17 protein-coding genes are annotated in these 15,697 nt (G+C 69.1%); 16 read left to right on the top strand and 1 reads right to left on the bottom strand.

Features of this window, described 5'->3' with window-relative positions; genetic code table 11:
- From rho to prmC, 3 genes are all read left to right on the top strand, one after another.
- Nucleotides 1-1,896, top strand: a 1,896-nt coding sequence (rho, locus tag QL987_RS15585; protein ID WP_290158529.1) for a transcription termination factor Rho, incomplete at its 5' end; no start/stop codon positions are given.
- A gap of 3 nt (nucleotides 1,897-1,899) precedes the next feature.
- On the top strand, nucleotides 1,900-2,982 hold the full coding sequence (gene prfA / locus QL987_RS15580) for a peptide chain release factor 1 (protein ID WP_290158527.1): 1,083 nt from the start codon (nucleotides 1,900-1,902) through the stop codon (nucleotides 2,980-2,982).
- 5 nt (nucleotides 2,983-2,987) lie between these two features.
- Entirely contained in the window at nucleotides 2,988-3,860 is an 873-nt protein-coding gene (gene prmC, locus QL987_RS15575) for a peptide chain release factor N(5)-glutamine methyltransferase (protein WP_290158526.1), read from the top strand.
- Nucleotides 3,861-3,891: 31 nt separating this feature from the next.
- On the opposite strand, the gene QL987_RS15570 is transcribed toward prmC, so the two are convergent.
- Nucleotides 3,892-4,560: an HAD family phosphatase gene (locus tag QL987_RS15570; protein ID WP_290158525.1), complete on the bottom strand. Its 669-nt coding sequence runs from the start codon at nucleotides 4,558-4,560 to the stop codon at nucleotides 3,892-3,894.
- Nucleotides 4,561-4,586: 26 nt separating this feature from the next.
- On the opposite strand from QL987_RS15570, the gene QL987_RS15565 reads away from it, so the two are divergent.
- The 13 genes from QL987_RS15565 to QL987_RS15505 all read left to right on the top strand — a co-directional run bounded on the left by QL987_RS15565 (nucleotide 4,587) and on the right by QL987_RS15505 (nucleotide 15,507).
- On the top strand, nucleotides 4,587-5,261 hold the full coding sequence (locus QL987_RS15565) for an L-threonylcarbamoyladenylate synthase (protein ID WP_111073721.1): 675 nt from the start codon (nucleotides 4,587-4,589) through the stop codon (nucleotides 5,259-5,261).
- The gene (locus QL987_RS15560) at nucleotides 5,258-6,511 is read left to right on the top strand and encodes an MraY family glycosyltransferase (protein ID WP_111073621.1); all 1,254 of its coding nucleotides are present in this window, start codon (nucleotides 5,258-5,260) and stop codon (nucleotides 6,509-6,511) included. The genes QL987_RS15565 and QL987_RS15560 overlap by 4 nt, the downstream gene beginning before the upstream one ends.
- A complete protein-coding gene (locus tag QL987_RS15555) occupies nucleotides 6,508-6,987 on the top strand; it encodes a hypothetical protein (protein WP_290158522.1) in 480 nt (159 codons plus the stop codon). The genes QL987_RS15560 and QL987_RS15555 overlap by 4 nt, the downstream gene beginning before the upstream one ends.
- Before the next feature lie 104 nt (nucleotides 6,988-7,091).
- Entirely contained in the window at nucleotides 7,092-7,952 is an 861-nt protein-coding gene (gene atpB, locus QL987_RS15550) for a F0F1 ATP synthase subunit A (protein ID WP_290158521.1), read from the top strand.
- Between the two features lie 61 nt (nucleotides 7,953-8,013).
- Entirely contained in the window at nucleotides 8,014-8,250 is a 237-nt protein-coding gene (atpE, locus tag QL987_RS15545; RefSeq protein ID WP_027465781.1) for an ATP synthase F0 subunit C, read from the top strand.
- Between the two features lie 9 nt (nucleotides 8,251-8,259).
- Nucleotides 8,260-8,823 (top strand): F0F1 ATP synthase subunit B, encoded by a 564-nt coding sequence (locus tag QL987_RS15540; RefSeq protein WP_290158519.1) that lies wholly within the window; start codon nucleotides 8,260-8,262, stop codon nucleotides 8,821-8,823.
- Between the two features lie 2 nt (nucleotides 8,824-8,825).
- Nucleotides 8,826-9,620, top strand: coding sequence for a F0F1 ATP synthase subunit delta (locus tag QL987_RS15535; protein WP_111073619.1), 795 nt, complete (start codon nucleotides 8,826-8,828; stop codon nucleotides 9,618-9,620).
- A 106-nt stretch (nucleotides 9,621-9,726) separates the two neighbouring features.
- Nucleotides 9,727-11,355 (top strand): F0F1 ATP synthase subunit alpha, encoded by a 1,629-nt coding sequence (gene atpA / locus QL987_RS15530; RefSeq protein WP_111073618.1) that lies wholly within the window; start codon nucleotides 9,727-9,729, stop codon nucleotides 11,353-11,355.
- A complete protein-coding gene (locus QL987_RS15525) occupies nucleotides 11,356-12,258 on the top strand; it encodes a F0F1 ATP synthase subunit gamma (RefSeq protein ID WP_111043790.1) in 903 nt (300 codons plus the stop codon).
- A 46-nt stretch (nucleotides 12,259-12,304) separates the two neighbouring features.
- The gene (gene atpD / locus QL987_RS15520) at nucleotides 12,305-13,759 is read left to right on the top strand and encodes a F0F1 ATP synthase subunit beta (protein ID WP_111073617.1); all 1,455 of its coding nucleotides are present in this window, start codon (nucleotides 12,305-12,307) and stop codon (nucleotides 13,757-13,759) included.
- Between the two features lies 1 nt (nucleotide 13,760).
- A complete protein-coding gene (locus QL987_RS15515; RefSeq protein ID WP_110902146.1) occupies nucleotides 13,761-14,024 on the top strand; it encodes a F0F1 ATP synthase subunit epsilon in 264 nt (87 codons plus the stop codon).
- Entirely contained in the window at nucleotides 14,021-14,791 is a 771-nt protein-coding gene (gene yaaA / locus QL987_RS15510) for a peroxide stress protein YaaA (protein WP_356842138.1), read from the top strand. Before QL987_RS15515 ends, yaaA begins: the two co-directional genes overlap by 4 nt.
- 95 nt (nucleotides 14,792-14,886) lie before the next feature.
- Nucleotides 14,887-15,507, top strand: a complete 621-nt coding sequence (locus QL987_RS15505; RefSeq protein WP_290158515.1) for a hypothetical protein — start codon at nucleotides 14,887-14,889, stop codon at nucleotides 15,505-15,507.
- Nucleotides 15,508-15,697 lie beyond the last annotated feature (190 nt).

Below are 15,697 nucleotides of genomic sequence, written 5' to 3'. Positions count from 1 at the left end.
CGCGGTCGTCGCAGCCGTCGCGTCACCTCAGGAGGCACGGTCACCGCCGAGCCGACCGCTGCGGTCACGCACACCAACGCCGGGCACACGGGCACCGAGGACCTCCTCGCCGGCCTCGACCAGGTCCGCGCCGAGAAGGACGCCCAGGAAGCCGCCCAGAGCGGCCAGCGTCGCGGACGCGGTCGTGACCGTCAGGCGCAGCAGGCCGACGCGCAGGAGTCGCGCGGCGCCACCGCCGAGACCCAGGTCCCGGTCGCGGACGCCGTCGAGCAGGGCGACCAGGACGCCGTGCAGGACGACACCCAGTCGACCGAGGGCCAGCAGAACGACCAGTCCGACCAGGGCGACCAGTCCGAGGGCGGCGCCCGTCGTGGCCGTCGCAGCCGCGGCCGTGGTCGTGGCCGCGGGCAGAACGCCGACCAGGCCGACCAGGGCGAGCAGAAGCCCGCGCAGCAGCAGGCCGAGCCCGAGCAGAAGCCGGCGCAGCAGCAGAACGGCAAGCAGCAGAACGGTCAGCAGAAGCAGCAGGACCAGCGCGACGCGCAGCGCGACCAGAAGCAGCAGGACGCGCAGCGCGAGCAGAAGCAGCAGGACGCCCAGCGTGACCAGCAGCGTGGCGAGCAGCAGCGCGCCGCCGAGCAGGAGGCCGAGAACGGTCGCACCCGCCGGCAGCGTGACCGCAAGCGCGGTCGCGGTGGCCAGAACGACGAGTTCGAGCCCGAGGTCACCGAGGACGACGTCCTCATCCCGATCGCCGGCATCCTCGACGTGCTCGACAACTACGCCTTCGTGCGCACCACCGGTTACCTGCCGGGACCGGAGGACGTGTACGTCTCGCTCGGCCAGGTGAAGAAGTACCACCTGCGCAAGGGCGACGCCGTCGTCGGTGCGATCAAGCAGCCGCGTGACAACGAGCAGCAGAGCCGCCAGAAGTACAACGCGCTGGTGAAGATCGACACGGTCAACGGCCAGACCGCCGACGAGGCCGCCGCCCGCGTCGACTTCCAGGACCTCACCCCGCTGTACCCGAACGAGCGCCTGCGCCTCGAGACCGAGCCGGCGAAGCTGTCGACGCGGATCATCGACCTGGTGTCGCCGATCGGCAAGGGCCAGCGCGGTCTCATCGTCTCCCCGCCGAAGGCCGGCAAGACCGTCGTCCTGCAGGCCATCGCGAACGCCGTCTCGAAGAACAACCCCGAGGCGCACCTCATGGTCGTCCTGGTGGACGAGCGTCCCGAAGAGGTCACCGACATGCAGCGCACGGTGCAGGGCGAGGTCATCGCCTCGACCTTCGACCGTCCCGCCGAGGACCACACCACGGTCGCCGAGCTCGCCATCGAGCGCGCCAAGCGCCTGGTCGAGCTGGGCCACGACGTGGTCGTGCTGCTCGACTCGATCACCCGCCTCGGCCGCGCGTACAACCTGGCCACCCCGCCGTCGGGCCGCGTGCTCTCCGGTGGCGTGGACTCGGCCGCGCTCTACCCGGTCAAGCGCTTCTTCGGCGCCGCCCGCAACATCGAGAACGGCGGCTCGCTGACCATCCTCGCCACGGCGCTCGTCGAGACCGGGTCGAAGATGGACGAGGTGATCTTCGAGGAGTTCAAGGGCACCGGCAACATGGAGCTCCGCCTCAACCGTCACCTGGCCGACAAGCGGATCTTCCCCGCCGTCGACATCAACGCCTCCGGGACCCGTCGCGAGGAGCAGCTGCTCTCCGCCGACGAGGTCGCGATCACGTGGCGCCTGCGTCGGGCCCTCGCCGGGCTCGACACCCAGCAGGCACTCGACGTGGTGCTGCGGAACCTCAAGGAGACGCAGTCGAACGTGGAGTTCCTGGTCCAGATCCAGAAGTCCGTGCCGGCGACCAGCGGTCACGGCAACGGCCACCAGGAGTAACGCGTGTTCGAGTCGGTGGCAGGGCTGCTGGCGGAACACGAGGAACTGACGCAGCAGCTGTCGGACCCCGCGCTCCACGCCGACGCGGCCCGTGCGAAGAAGGTCAACCGGCGGTACGCCGAACTCAGCCAGATCAAGGCGGCGTACGAGGCCTGGCAGGCGGCGGGGGACGACCTCGCCGCCGCCCGGGAACTCGCGCGTGAGGACGAGGCGTTCGCGGACGAGGTCCCCGGGCTCGAGGCGCAGCTGGCGGAGCGCCAGGAGCGTCTCCGCCGGCTCCTCATCCCGCGTGACCCCGACGACGGCCGTGACGTGATCATGGAGATCAAGGGCGGCGAGGGCGGCGAGGAATCGGCGCTGTTCGCGGCCGACCTGCTCCGGATGTACTCGCACTACGCCGAGGGCAAGGGCTGGAAGGTCGAGCTCCTCGAGCGCACCGAGTCCGACCTCGGCGGCTACAAGGACGTCCAGGTCGCGATCAAGTCGAACGCGACCGACCCGTCACAGGGCGTGTGGGCGCACCTCAAGTACGAGGGCGGTGTGCACCGTGTCCAGCGGGTGCCGCAGACCGAGTCGCAGGGGCGCATCCACACCTCGACCACCGGCGTGCTCGTCTTCCCCGAGGTCGACGAGCCCGAAGAGGTCGAGATCAACCAGAACGACCTGAAGATCGACGTGTACCGGTCCTCCGGTCCCGGCGGGCAGTCCGTCAACACGACGGACTCCGCGGTGCGCATCACGCACCTCCCGACAGGCATCACGGTCGCGATGCAGAACGAGAAGTCACAGCTGCAGAACCGCGAAGCGGGGATGCGCGTCCTGCGTGCCCGCATCCTCGCGCGCCAGCAGGAGGAACTCGACGCCCTGGCCTCGGACGCGCGCAAGTCCCAGATCCGCGGGATGGACCGGTCGGAGCGCATCCGCACCTACAACTTCCCGGAGAACCGGATCGCGGACCACCGCACCGGGTACAAGGCCTACGACCTCGACCGCGTCATGAACGGCGCGCTCGAGCCGGTCATCCAGTCGGCGATCTCGGCGGACGAAGAGGCACGCCTGGCCGCCATCGGCGACCAGGACGCCTGACCGGCGTGGACCAGCCGCAGCCGACGTACGCCGCGGACCGTCTCCTCCGGGAGGCGGCCGCGGCGTTGTCCGCGGCCGGCGTGCCGACCCCGCAGGTCGATGCGGAACTGCTGCTCGCGTGGGCGACCGACACCTCGCGCGGTGCCGTGCAGGCCCGCGCGATGACGGGAGGCGCGATCGGCGCCGAGCACGTCGAGCGCTTCCGGCACGCGGTGGCCCGGCGCGTCACCCGCGAGCCGTTGCAGCACGTCACCGGTGAAGCTCACTTCCGCGCCCTGACCCTGTCCGTGGGACCCGGCGTCTTCGTGCCGCGTCCCGAGACCGAGTCCGTCGTGCAGTTCGGCATCGACGCGCTCCGGGCGACCGCGGTGCCGGAACCGATCGCCGTCGACCTCGGTACCGGCAGTGGTGCGATCGCCATCGCGATGGACACCGAGGTGCCGAACGCCGTCGTGTACGCCGTCGAACGCTCCACCGAGGCCCTGCCGTGGACCCGGCGCAACGTCGACGCCCACGGCGGCACGGTCCGACTCGTCGAGGGCGACCTCGCCGACGCGTTCCCGGAGCTCGACGGACAGGTGTCGGTCGTCGTCTCGAACCCGCCGTACGTGCCCGACGACGCACTGCCGATCGACCCCGAGGTCCGCGACCACGACCCGGCCCTCGCGCTCTACGGCGGACCCGACGGCCTCGACGCCGTGCGGGCCCTCACCGAGACCGCGTGGCGACTGCTCGTGCCCGGCGGACTCCTCGTCGTCGAGCACGCCGAGCAGCAGGGGTCCGGGGTGCGTGCGGTCCTCGCGGCTCGCGGGTTCCGGTCGCCGGAGACGCACGTCGACCTCACCGGACGCGACCGGACGACCACCGCCACGCGTTAGGCGGACGGAGGGCGGGCCTCCCGGCAGTCGGTCAGGCGTCGGTCGGGACCGACGCTGTCTCGTGGGCGGCGATGAACGTGCGGACGGCGTCGCGGAGGTCCGTGTCGTGCTCGACCAGGACGGCCGTGATGCCGACACTCCGGGCACCAGCGACGTTCTCCGGCATGTCGTCGGCGAAGAACGTGCGCTCGGCGGGGACGCCGTGGTGTTCGAGCACTCGACGGAAGACGTCCGGCTCCGGCTTGCGGGCGCCGAAGTTGCTGGACGTGTCCAGGTGCTCGCCGAACAGCGGGGGCAGTGACGGCACCCACTCGTGCAGCCACCGACCAGCCAGCGGGCCGTTGTTCGTGAGGAGCGCCACGCGGCCGTGCTCCTTGGCGATCCGGACCGCCTCGACCCGGTCGGGCAGCTCGGTCATCGCGGCGCCACGGACGCGGGCCCACTCGGCCTCGTCGACCGTGCAGCCCATCGCCTCCTGGAAAGCGGCCAGGTACGCGTCGCCGTCGGCGAAGTGTCCCGCTTCGGCGAGCTGCTCGCTGCCCGTGTCCCACCAGCGGCGACGGAGCTCGGTGAACTCGTGGCCCGTCAGCTCGGAGAGCCCGGCCATGCGGGTCTTCCAGTCGTAGCGGACGAGCACGTCGTCCATGTCGAAGAGGAACAGGAGTGGGGGCGCAGCGGTCTCGTTCACGATGTGCACCATCCTCGCGCACTATCATCGTGCAGGTCATGGCTTCCCGATACGACTGCTCCGACCCCGACGGGCTCCTCACCGGGATGCGGCTCGCCCGAGCCGCCCTCGGTCGCGGTGAACTCGTCGTCGTGCCCACCGACACCGTGTACGGCGTCGCGGCGGACGCGTTCAGCGCGCAGGCCGTGCAGCGCCTGCTCGATGCGAAGGGCCGGACCCGGCAGTCGCCGCCGCCCGTGCTCATCCCGGGCGTGGCGACCATGGACGCCCTCGCCAGCGAGGTGCCCGAGCAGGTCCGGCGCCTCGTCGACGAGTTCTGGCCCGGTGGGCTCACGGTGATCCTCCGCGCGCAGCCGTCCCTCGACTGGGACCTCGGCGAGACCCGCGGCACGGTGGCGCTCCGGATGCCGGACTCGCGCATCGCCCTCGAACTCCTGCAGGAAGTCGGACCGCTCGCGGTGTCGTCCGCGAACTCGACCGGCGACCCGGCCGCGATGGACATCGACGACGCCGAACGGATGCTCGGCGACAGCATCGCGGTGTACCTCGACGGGGGAGCGATCCCCGCGCACGAGGGCACCGCCTCCTCGACCGGTTCCACGATCGTCGACGCCACGGGCCTCGCCGCTGGTGAGGGCCTCCGGATCGTGCGCCACGGTGTGATCTCCGACGACGAGATCAGGCGGGTCGTCGGGGACGACCTCGTGCGGTGAAGTTCTACCTGCTCGCGGGCGTCATCTCGGCGGTCGTGAGCTTCCTGGTCAGCTGCGTCGTCTGGAAGCTCGGCGTCAAGTACAAGTGGTACCCGAAGGTCCGCGAACGGGACGTGCACCGCACCCCGACGCCGCGGCTCGGCGGCATCGCGATGTTCCTCGGCGTGATCGTCTCCCTGCTCTGCGCGTGGTTCCTCTTCCCCGCCATCGCCGGGCAGGACTACTTCCGGCTGGTCTTCGCCGAACCGGGGCGGGTGTTGGCGGTGTTGGCCGGGGCCACGATCATCGTGGTGCTCGGTGTCGCAGACGACATCTGGGACCTCGACTGGATGACGAAGCTCGCGGGCCAGATCATCGCGGCGGGGATCCTGGCGTGGCAGGGCGTCGCGATCGTGTCCCTGCCGATCGGCAACACGCTCGGCGTCGGCTCGTCCTACATGAGCCTGATCTTCACGGTGCTCGCCGTCGTCCTGGTGATGAACGCGGTGAACTTCATCGACGGACTCGACGGTCTGGTCGCCGGCGTCGCGATCATCGCCGGCGGGGTGTTCTTCCTCTACACGTTCTTCATCAACCGCGTGGTCGTCGAGACCGAGTTCTTCTTCAACCTGCCGTCGCTGCTGACCGCGGTGCTGGTCGGCGCCTGTGCGGGGTTCCTGGTGCTCAACTGGCACCCGGCCAAGCTCTTCATGGGGGACGCCGGAGCGCTGCTCGTCGGGTTCCTCATGGCCACCAGCGCGGTGTCGATCACGGGCAACATCGACCCCGCTGCGGTCCGCACCCGGACTGACCTGCTGCCCGCGTTCATCCCGATCCTGCTGCCGTTCGCGATCCTGGTCGTGCCGATCCTGGACTTCGCCCTCGCCGTGGTCCGCCGCGTCAGTGCCGGCAAGTCGCCGTTCTCGGCAGACCGGAAGCACCTGCACCACCGGCTGCTCGACATGGGCCACTCGCACTTCCACGCGGTGCTCATCTTCTACGCGTGGACGGCCACGGTCGCCTTCGGGTGCCTGCTGTTCCTCTTCGTCAACTGGTGGTGGGTCACTGCCTTCGTGGCGGTGGGGTTCACCGTGTGCGCCATCGCGACGTTCGCGCCGCTCGGCCGGAAGCGCGTCGAGATCGCCGCGCAGACGACCGCCCGTCGTGGGGGAGCGGTGGACGCCAGCCTCGACCCGCTCGACCGTGCCGCGGCCGTCCGCGACCCGCACGCCAACCACCCGTCCCGCCCAATCCCTGGAGACCCCTCGTGACCACCCCGAACGGCCTCGACCACGTCCGGCCGGTCTTCCGGCGCATCCTGCTGCAGGGTGCCGTCCTCGCCGGAGCCCTCGCCGTCGTCGGGGGTGTCGTCGGGTGGTTCGTCGCCGGTGGCCCCGGACTGACCGGCGGGCTGATCGGCGCCGTGATGAGCGTCGTGTTCTGCGGGCTCACCGCGGTCAGCGTCCTTCTGGCGATCCGGTTCTCGGGCGGTCAGATGATCTCCGGGGCCTTCTTCGGCACGATCATGGGGACCTTCCTGGTGAAGTTCGTGGTGTTCATCGTCGTGCTCGTGGCGTTGAAGGACCGAGACTGGGTGAACACGCCGGTGCTCGCGATCGCGATCATCATCGGGGTCATCGGTTCGCTCGTGATCGACGTCACCGTGATCGCCCGCGCCCGGGTCCCGATCGGCGTCGAACTGCCCGGAGACCGGACGGACGCTGAGGATCGCGACCCCGCTGCCTGAGAGCCCGAGAAGCCGCACACACCTGATAGGCTTCTGGAGCCCGCTGCCGGAGCATGAGCTCGGACGGGCAAGCCTCCACATCAGTCCACCTCCGCGTGCCATGCGTGCGCGCCCCGACACAGGAGACAGCGCTGCTATCCCACGCTCTTCCCCTGTCCCTCATCGCTGCGGGTAACCCCGTCGCGGCGGGGAGCAGCAAGGCCGCCGAGTTCCATGGTCCGTCGATCAACGAGTTCTTCCCGGACCCGATCTTCTTCGCCGGCACGCCGATCGAGATGGACCGCATCGTCCTCATCCGCTTCTTCGCGGTGGCCGTGCTCCTCGTCTTCGCATTCGCCGGAACGCGCGCGCTCAAGCTGGTTCCCAACCGTGGACAGGCATTCATCGAGTACGCCTTCGACGTCGTCCGTCGGAACACCTTCGACAACCTGGGTGAGAAGGACGGCAAGCGGTTCCTGCCGCTCCTCGCGACGATCTTCTTCGGTGTCCTGTTCATGAACCTCACGGGCCTGGTCCCGTTCATGAACATCGCCGGAACCAGCCGCATCGCGATGCCTATGATCCTGGCGATCGTCGCCTACATCGCATTCATCTACGCCGGCCTTCGCAAGCACCCGGGCACGTTCCTCCGGAACTCGCTCTTCCCGCCCGGGGTGCCGTGGCCGCTGTACATCATCGTGACGCCGATCGAGCTCGTCTCCACCTTCGTGCTCCGTCCGATCACGCTGACCCTGCGACTGCTGATGAACATGGTCGTGGGGCACCTGCTCCTCGTCCTGTTCTTCTCGGCGACGTGGTTCTTCTTCTTCGACGCGGAGAGCCTCTTCAAGTTGTTCGGTGTCGGGACGCTCGCGTTCGGCATCGCCTTCAGCTTCTTCGAAGTCCTCGTCGGGTTGCTCCAGGCGTACGTCTTCATGTTGCTGACGGCCGTCTACATCCAGCTCGCGCTGGCTGACGAGCACTGACACCCTTCTGACCCCCTACGGGACCGACACTCGTCGGACCCGCACCTCGAAAGGAAAACACGTGGACGCAACGACCGTTCTCGCGGAGATCAACGGCAACATCGCGACGGTTGGCTACGGCCTCGCTGCGATCGGCCCGGCCATCGGCGTCGGCATCGTCGTCGGCAAGACCATCGAGTCCGTGGCCCGCCAGCCCGAACTGCAGGGTCGCCTCACCACCCTCATGTACATCGGTATCGCCTTCACCGAGGCCCTTGCCTTCATCGGCATCGCGACGTACTTCATCTTCACCAACTAAGGCCCCTCGATGCAGACTGCACTCATCATCGCGGCGGAGGAAACGCACAATCCTCTGATCCCACCGGTGTACGACATCGTGTGGTCGCTGGTTGCCTTCGTCATCATCTTCATCGTGATGTGGCGTGTCGTCACGCCGCGCATCACGAAGATGCTCGATGAGCGCACCGACGCCATCGAAGGCGGCATCAAGAAGGCCGAAGCCGCCCAGGAACAGGCCGCTGCTGCGCTCGACGAGTACAACAAGCAGCTGGCTGACGCGCGTGCCGAGGCATCGCGCATCCGTGAGCAGGCCCGTGCCGACGCCACCTCGATCGGCAACGAGGTCCGCGAGCAGGCCAGCGCCGACGCCGCACGCATCACCGCGAACGCCCAGGCGCAGATCGAGGCAGAGCGCCAGAGCGCGCTCCAGTCGCTCCGCTCCGAGGTCGGCACGCTCGCACTCGGCCTCGCGTCGGGTGTCATCGGCGAGTCCCTCCAGGACGACGCCAAGGCGACCGCCGTCGTCGACCGCTTCCTCGCCGACCTCGAGTCGTCGCAGGGTGCCCAGACGGCGGCCGGAACGGAGCACTGAGCATGCGCAGCGCCACCCGCGAAGCGATGACGTCCACCAGGGCGGTGCTCGCCGAACTCGGCGGTGCCGTCGACCTGGGCGTCGGCGCAGAGATCTTCGCCTCCGGGCGAGCGATCGCCCGGGCGTCGCAGCTGCTCAACCTGCTCGCCGACCCGACCGCCGACACCGCTGGCAAGAAGGTCCTCATCGACCGCGTCTTCGCCGGACAGAGCGACGCCACGCGCGCCGTCCTGACCGCCGTCGCCGGCTCGCGCTGGTCGTCGCAGGGTGACCTGCTCGCCGGCATCGAGGACGCAGCGGTGCGTGCCGTGGCCGCCACGGCCGACCAGTCGACCTCGATCGAGGCCGAACTGTTCGCCTTCGAGACCGCAGTGCGTTCGGACGCCGGACTCGAGCTCGCGCTCGGGACCAAGCTCGGCAGCGCCGACCAGAAGGGCTCCCTCGCGGAGCGCCTGCTGGCCGGCAAGGTGTCGCAGCAGACGATCACCATCGTGTCGAACCTCGTGCAGCAGCCCCGTGGCCGCCGCATCGGCGAGATCGTGCGTGACGCCTCCCGGATCGTCGCAGACCAGGCGGACAAGCTCGTCGCCACGGTCATCACGGCGACGCCGCTGTCCGACGACCAGGCGGCTCGTGTCGCCCACGGGATCGCGCAGCGCTACGGACGGGACATCACCGTGAACCGCGTCGTCGACCCCTCGGTCATCGGCGGGGTCCGCGTGCAGGTCGGCGGCGACGTCATCGACGGCACCGTCGCGACGCGGCTCGCAGACCTCCGTCTGCAGCTCGCCGGCTGAGCGTACGGTCGGACTCGTCCCTCCAAGTCCACAACGGGAACTGCCCCGCCCGGCAGCATCACCCTCTCGGAGCCGAAGGGCCCCGGAAACCAACAAGGAAAATCCCATGGCAGACATCACCATCAGCCCCGATGAGATCCGTGATGCCCTGAAGGACTTCGTCTCGAACTACGAGCCGACGAAGGCCTCCACGGCCGAGGTCGGGCACGTCACCGACGCCGGTGACGGCATCGCCCACGTCGAAGGCCTCCCCGGCGTCATGGCCAACGAGCTGATCCGCTTCGCGGACGGCACGCTCGGCCTCGCCCAGAACCTCGACGAGGACTCGATCGGTGCCATCGTGCTCGGCGAGTTCTCCGGCGTCGAAGAGGGCCAGGAAGTCACCCGGACGGGCGAGGTCCTCTCGGCCCCGGTCGGCGACGCCTTCCTCGGCCGGGTCGTCGACCCGCTCGGCGCCCCGATCGACGGTCTCGGTGAGATCGCAGCCGAGGGCCGTCGTGCCCTCGAGCTGCAGGCACCGGGCGTCATGTCCCGCAAGTCGGTCCACGAGCCGATGCAGACCGGCATCAAGGCGATCGACGCGATGATCCCCGTCGGCCGCGGCCAGCGTCAGCTGATCATCGGCGACCGCCAGACCGGCAAGACGGCCATCGCGATCGACACGATCATCAACCAGAAGGCCAACTGGGAGTCGGGCGACGAGAACAAGCAGGTCCGCTGCATCTACGTCGCCATCGGTCAGAAGGGCTCCACGATCGCCTCCGTCAAGGGCGCGCTCGAGGACGCCGGTGCGATGGAGTACACGACCATCGTCGCGGCCCCCGCCTCCGACCCGGCCGGCTTCAAGTACCTCGCCCCGTACACCGGTTCGGCCATCGGCCAGCACTGGATGTACCAGGGCAAGCACGTCCTGATCATCTTCGACGACCTGTCGAAGCAGGCCGAGGCCTACCGTGCGGTGTCGCTCCTCCTGCGTCGTCCGCCGGGACGCGAGGCCTACCCGGGTGACGTCTTCTACCTGCACTCCCGTCTGCTGGAGCGTTGCGCGAAGCTGTCCGACGAGCTCGGCGCCGGATCGATGACGGGCCTCCCGATCATCGAGACCAAGGCGAACGACGTCTCGGCGTACATCCCGACCAACGTGATCTCGATCACCGACGGCCAGATCTTCCTGCAGTCGGACCTCTTCAACGCGAACCAGCGTCCGGCCGTCGACGTGGGCATCTCGGTGTCCCGCGTCGGTGGTGACGCCCAGGTGAAGTCGATCAAGAAGGTCTCCGGCACGCTGAAGCTCGAACTGGCGCAGTACCGCTCGCTCGAGGCGTTCGCGATGTTCGCGTCCGACCTCGACCAGGCGTCGCGTCGTCAGCTCGACCGTGGTGCGCGTCTGACCGAGCTGCTCAAGCAGCCGCAGTACTCGCCGTACCCGGTGGAGGAGCAGGTCGTCTCGATCTGGGCCGGTACCAACGGCAAGCTCGACACGGTCCCCGTGCCGGACGTGCTGCGCTTCGAGTCCGAGCTGCTCGACCACCTGCGCCGCAACTCCGACGTGCTCACGACCCTCCGCGAGACGAACCAGCTCAGCGACGACACCGTCGCGGCGATGTCCAAGGAGATCGACGAGTTCACGAAGAGCTTCCAGACGAGCGACGGCAAGACGCTCGGTTCGGAGCAGTTCGACGCCGCGGACTCCGAGGACGTCGACCAGGAGCAGATCGTCAAGGGTCGTCGCTAGATGGCAGCGCAGGTCCGGGTCTACCGTCAGCGGATCAAGTCCGCGAAGACCACGAAGAAGGTCACGCGCGCCATGGAGCTGATCTCGGCGTCGCGGATCCAGAAGGCGCAAGCCCGCATGGCCGCGTCCGGTCCGTACTCCCGTGCGGTGACCCGGGCCGTGTCGGCCGTGGCGACGTTCTCGAACGTCGACCACGTGCTGACCACCGAGCCGGCGACGTCGACCCGCGCGGCCGTGGTGCTGTTCACCTCGGACCGCGGTCTCAACGGCGCGTTCAGCACCAACGTCCTCAAGCAGGGCGAGGAGCTCGCCTCCCTGCTCCGCAGCGAGGGCAAGGACATCGTGTACTACCTGGTCGGGCGCAAGTCCGTCGGGTACTTCACGTTCCGTGAGCGTGCGTCGGAGCAGCAGTGGGTCGGCAACACCGACCAGCCGGAGTTCTCGACCGCCAAGGAGATCGGCGACGCCGTCGTGGCGAAGTTCCTGCAGGACACGGCAGAGGGCGGCGTGGACGAGATCCACATCGTCTTCAACCGGTTCCTCAGCCTCGCCACGCAGGAGCCGCAGGTCGTCCGCCTGCTGCCGCTCGAGGTCGTGGACGGGGTGGACGAGCCCCAGGGCGACGAGCCGCTGCCGCTGTACGAGTTCGAGCCGGACGCCGATGCAGTGCTCGACTCGCTGCTGCCGGTCTACATCGAGAGCCGCATCTTCAACGCCATGCTGCAGTCGGCTGCTTCCGAGCACGCCGCCCGTCAGAAGGCCATGAAGGCGGCGAGCGACAACGCCGACTCCCTGATCCGTGACTTCACCCGTCTCGCGAACAACGCGCGACAGGCTGAGATCACGCAGCAGATCTCCGAGATCGTCGGCGGCGCCGACGCCCTCTCGTCGAAGAAGAAGTAGTCCGCCGCGTGCGCGGACAGACACCCACCCCAGGAAGGCACCAGCCATGACCGACACCGCAACCACCGCGGTCGAGACGTCGTCGGCGCCCGGTGTCGGCCGGATCGCCCGTGTCACGGGTCCCGTCGTCGACATCGAGTTCCCGCATGACGCGATCCCGGAGATGTACAACCTCCTGTTCACGACGATCACAATCGGTGACTCGTCGCAGGAGATCGGCCTCGAGGTCGCCCAGCACCTCGGCGACGACCTCGTCCGTGCGATCTCCCTGAAGCCGACCGACGGCCTCGTCCGTGGTCAGGAAGTCCGTGACTCGGGCGCCCCGATCTCGGTCCCCGTCGGCGACGTCACCAAGGGCAAGGTCTTCGACGTCCTCGGCAACGTGCTCAACTCCGACGAGAAGATCGAGATCACCGAGCGCTGGCCGATCCACCGCAAGGCCCCGGCCTTCGACCAGCTCGAGTCCAAGACCTCGATGTTCGAGACCGGCATCAAGTCGATCGACCTCCTCACCCCGTACGTGCAGGGTGGCAAGATCGGCCTCTTCGGTGGTGCGGGCGTCGGCAAGACCGTCCTCATCCAGGAGATGATCCAGCGCGTCGCGCAGGACCACGGCGGTGTGTCGGTGTTCGCCGGTGTCGGTGAGCGCACCCGTGAGGGCAACGACCTCATCGGTGAGATGGAAGAGGCGGGGGTCTTCGACAAGACGGCCCTCGTGTTCGGCCAGATGGACGAGCCGCCGGGGACGCGCCTCCGCGTTGCCCTGTCGGCGCTGACGATGGCGGAGTACTTCCGTGACGTGCAGAAGCAGGACGTCCTGCTCTTCATCGACAACATCTTCCGCTTCACGCAGGCCGGTTCCGAGGTCTCCACGCTGCTCGGTCGCATGCCGTCCGCGGTGGGTTACCAGCCGAACCTCGCCGACGAGATGGGTGTGCTCCAGGAGCGCATCACCTCGACGCGTGGTCACTCGATCACCTCGCTGCAGGCGATCTACGTGCCGGCCGACGACTACACCGACCCGGCTCCGGCGACCACGTTCGCCCACCTCGACGCCACGACCGAGCTCTCCCGCGAGATCGCGTCCCAGGGTCTGTACCCGGCCATCGACCCGCTGACCTCCACGTCGCGGATCATGGACCCCCGGTACCTGGGCGCCGACCACTACGAGACGGCCACGCGCGTCAAGCAGATCCTCCAGAAGAACAAGGAACTGCAGGAGATCATCGCCATCCTCGGTGTCGACGAGCTCTCCGAAGAGGACAAGATCACGGTGGAGCGCGCTCGTCGCATCCAGCAGTTCCTGTCCCAGAACACCTACATGGCGAAGAAGTTCACCGGTGTCGAGGGCTCCACGGTGCCCCTCAAGGACACGATCGAGTCCTTCCGCGCCATCGCCGACGGCGAGTTCGACCACGTCGCGACCCAGGCGTTCTTCAACGTCGGTGGCATCAACGACGTGGAAGAGAAGTGGGCTCAGATCCAGAAGGAGAACCGCTGACATGGCGGGTCTCACCGTGAGTGTCGTCTCGGCTGACCGCGAGGTCTGGTCGGGCGACACCACCATGGTCGTCGCACGCACGACGGAGGGCCAGATCGGCATCCTCGCGGGGCACGAGCCGATGCTCGCGATCCTCGCGCAGGGTCAGGTCCGCATCACGCGGGCCGACGGCTCCACCGTCGCGGTCGACGCTGAGGACGGCTTCCTCTCCGTCGAGCACGACACGGTCACGATCGTGGCGCGGCAGGCCGCGCTGGCGTCCTGACCGGACTGACCGTCCTCCTCCCGCCGTCCGAGACGAAGCGGGAGGGCGGGGACACGGAGCGCACCCTCGACCTGGGTGCGCTCTCGTTCCCGGAACTGGCCACAGAGCGGGCCGCGGTGATCACCGCGGCCCGCTCCGTCAGTTCCGAGGAGTCCTCTGCCCGGACGGCGTTGAAGCTGGGACCGAAGTCGATCGCCGAACGACTCCGCAACCTGGTCCTCGAGACCAGTCCGACGATGCCGGCGATCGAGCGGTACACGGGCGTGCTCTACGACCCGTTGGACGCGCTGGCCGCGGACCCCGCGACCCGTTCCTGGTGGGACGACCACGTCGTGGTGCAGTCCGCGATGTTCGGTCCGGTCGGCGCGGGCGACCTGGTCCCCGCCTACCGGCTGTCGCACGACTCGCGACTGCCCGGGCTGCGACTCGCGTCGCTCTGGCCGACTCCGGCCGCGAAGGCGTTGTCGACCCGTACGCCGGGGTTGGTGCTCGACCTCCGCTCCGAGGGGTACCGCGCGCTCGGCCCGGTGCCGGACGCCATTCCCCTGCGGGTGGTGAGCGTCGCCGGCGACGGTCGTCGGAAGGCACTCAACCACTGGAACAAGACCGCCAAGGGGCGGCTGGTGTCGCTGCTCGGCCGGACCGGCGCTGCGGTCTCGACGATGGTCGAGCTCAGTGAGTGGGCTGCGGTCCACGGGGTGGTCGTCGAGCCGGTGGACGGCGGCTGGGACCTCGTCGCCGAGAGTCTCGAGCCCGTCACGGTCTGACGGCTCTCCCTCCACAGGGCGGTCGCGATGTGCGTTCGTCCACGGGGCGTCGTCGCGGCCGTCCTGGAGGCTCGCCCCGCGTCAGGATCGTCGGCATGCGAACCACGGACACGACGACCACAGCTACCACTGCGCCCACGATGAACGGCACGGCGACCGGCACGGCGAACGCCACGACGACCGGCACGACGAGCGACACGACCTTCGTCCGGTACAGCCACGAGATCGCTGCGGCGGTCACCCTGCCGAGCGGCGCCCGGGCGCTCGTGGCGCCGGGACCGCTGACGGCTGCCGCCGGCATCGCGCTGACGACGGCCTGCGCGGCACTGTCGACCAGGCTGGCGCTGCTCGCCTTCCTCGCCGATCCCCAGGCGGACGAGCCGATCGGCATCACGGGGCACGACCCGTTCACCGAGCCCACGCCTCCGGCCCTCGTCGGCGCCGGACCGGAACCGGACCGTGAACGCGTGCGTCGAGCGGGGGACCGGTGCGTGGACGCCTGGCGCCTCTGGACGCAGGACCGGAGTTCCGGTCAGTCGGTGGTCGGCGTCGCCGGCGCGCTCGGGCTCGGGGCCTGGTGCGCGTGGGCGGTCCATGCAGAGGCACGCGCGGCGACGCGTGCGCGCTACGCGCTCGACCTGCGGAGCCAGGACCCGCTCGCACGACTGGTGCTGCGGAGCTGCACCCTCGGTGTCCGAGCGGTGTGGCGTGGATGAGACCGGGTGCACCGCATCGTCTACGGTTGTGGTGCCGACGGAAGGAGCCGCACGTGCAGGACGACGAGGACCAGCTCGACGACACCGTGCTGCGCGCGTCGCTCCGGCACCCGGGCGACGCCGACGAGGATCCTCTCGACGACACGGTCCTCCGCCCCGGGCGTCACCGGAGCCCTGTGTCGTCACCCCC

The sequence above is a fragment of the Curtobacterium sp. APC 4022 genome (genome assembly GCF_030407555.1).
In the GTDB taxonomy this organism is placed as follows: domain Bacteria; phylum Actinomycetota; class Actinomycetes; order Actinomycetales; family Microbacteriaceae; genus Curtobacterium.
Note: the sequence above shows the minus strand (reverse complement) of the source record. Positions and strands in the feature narration are given on the sequence as shown.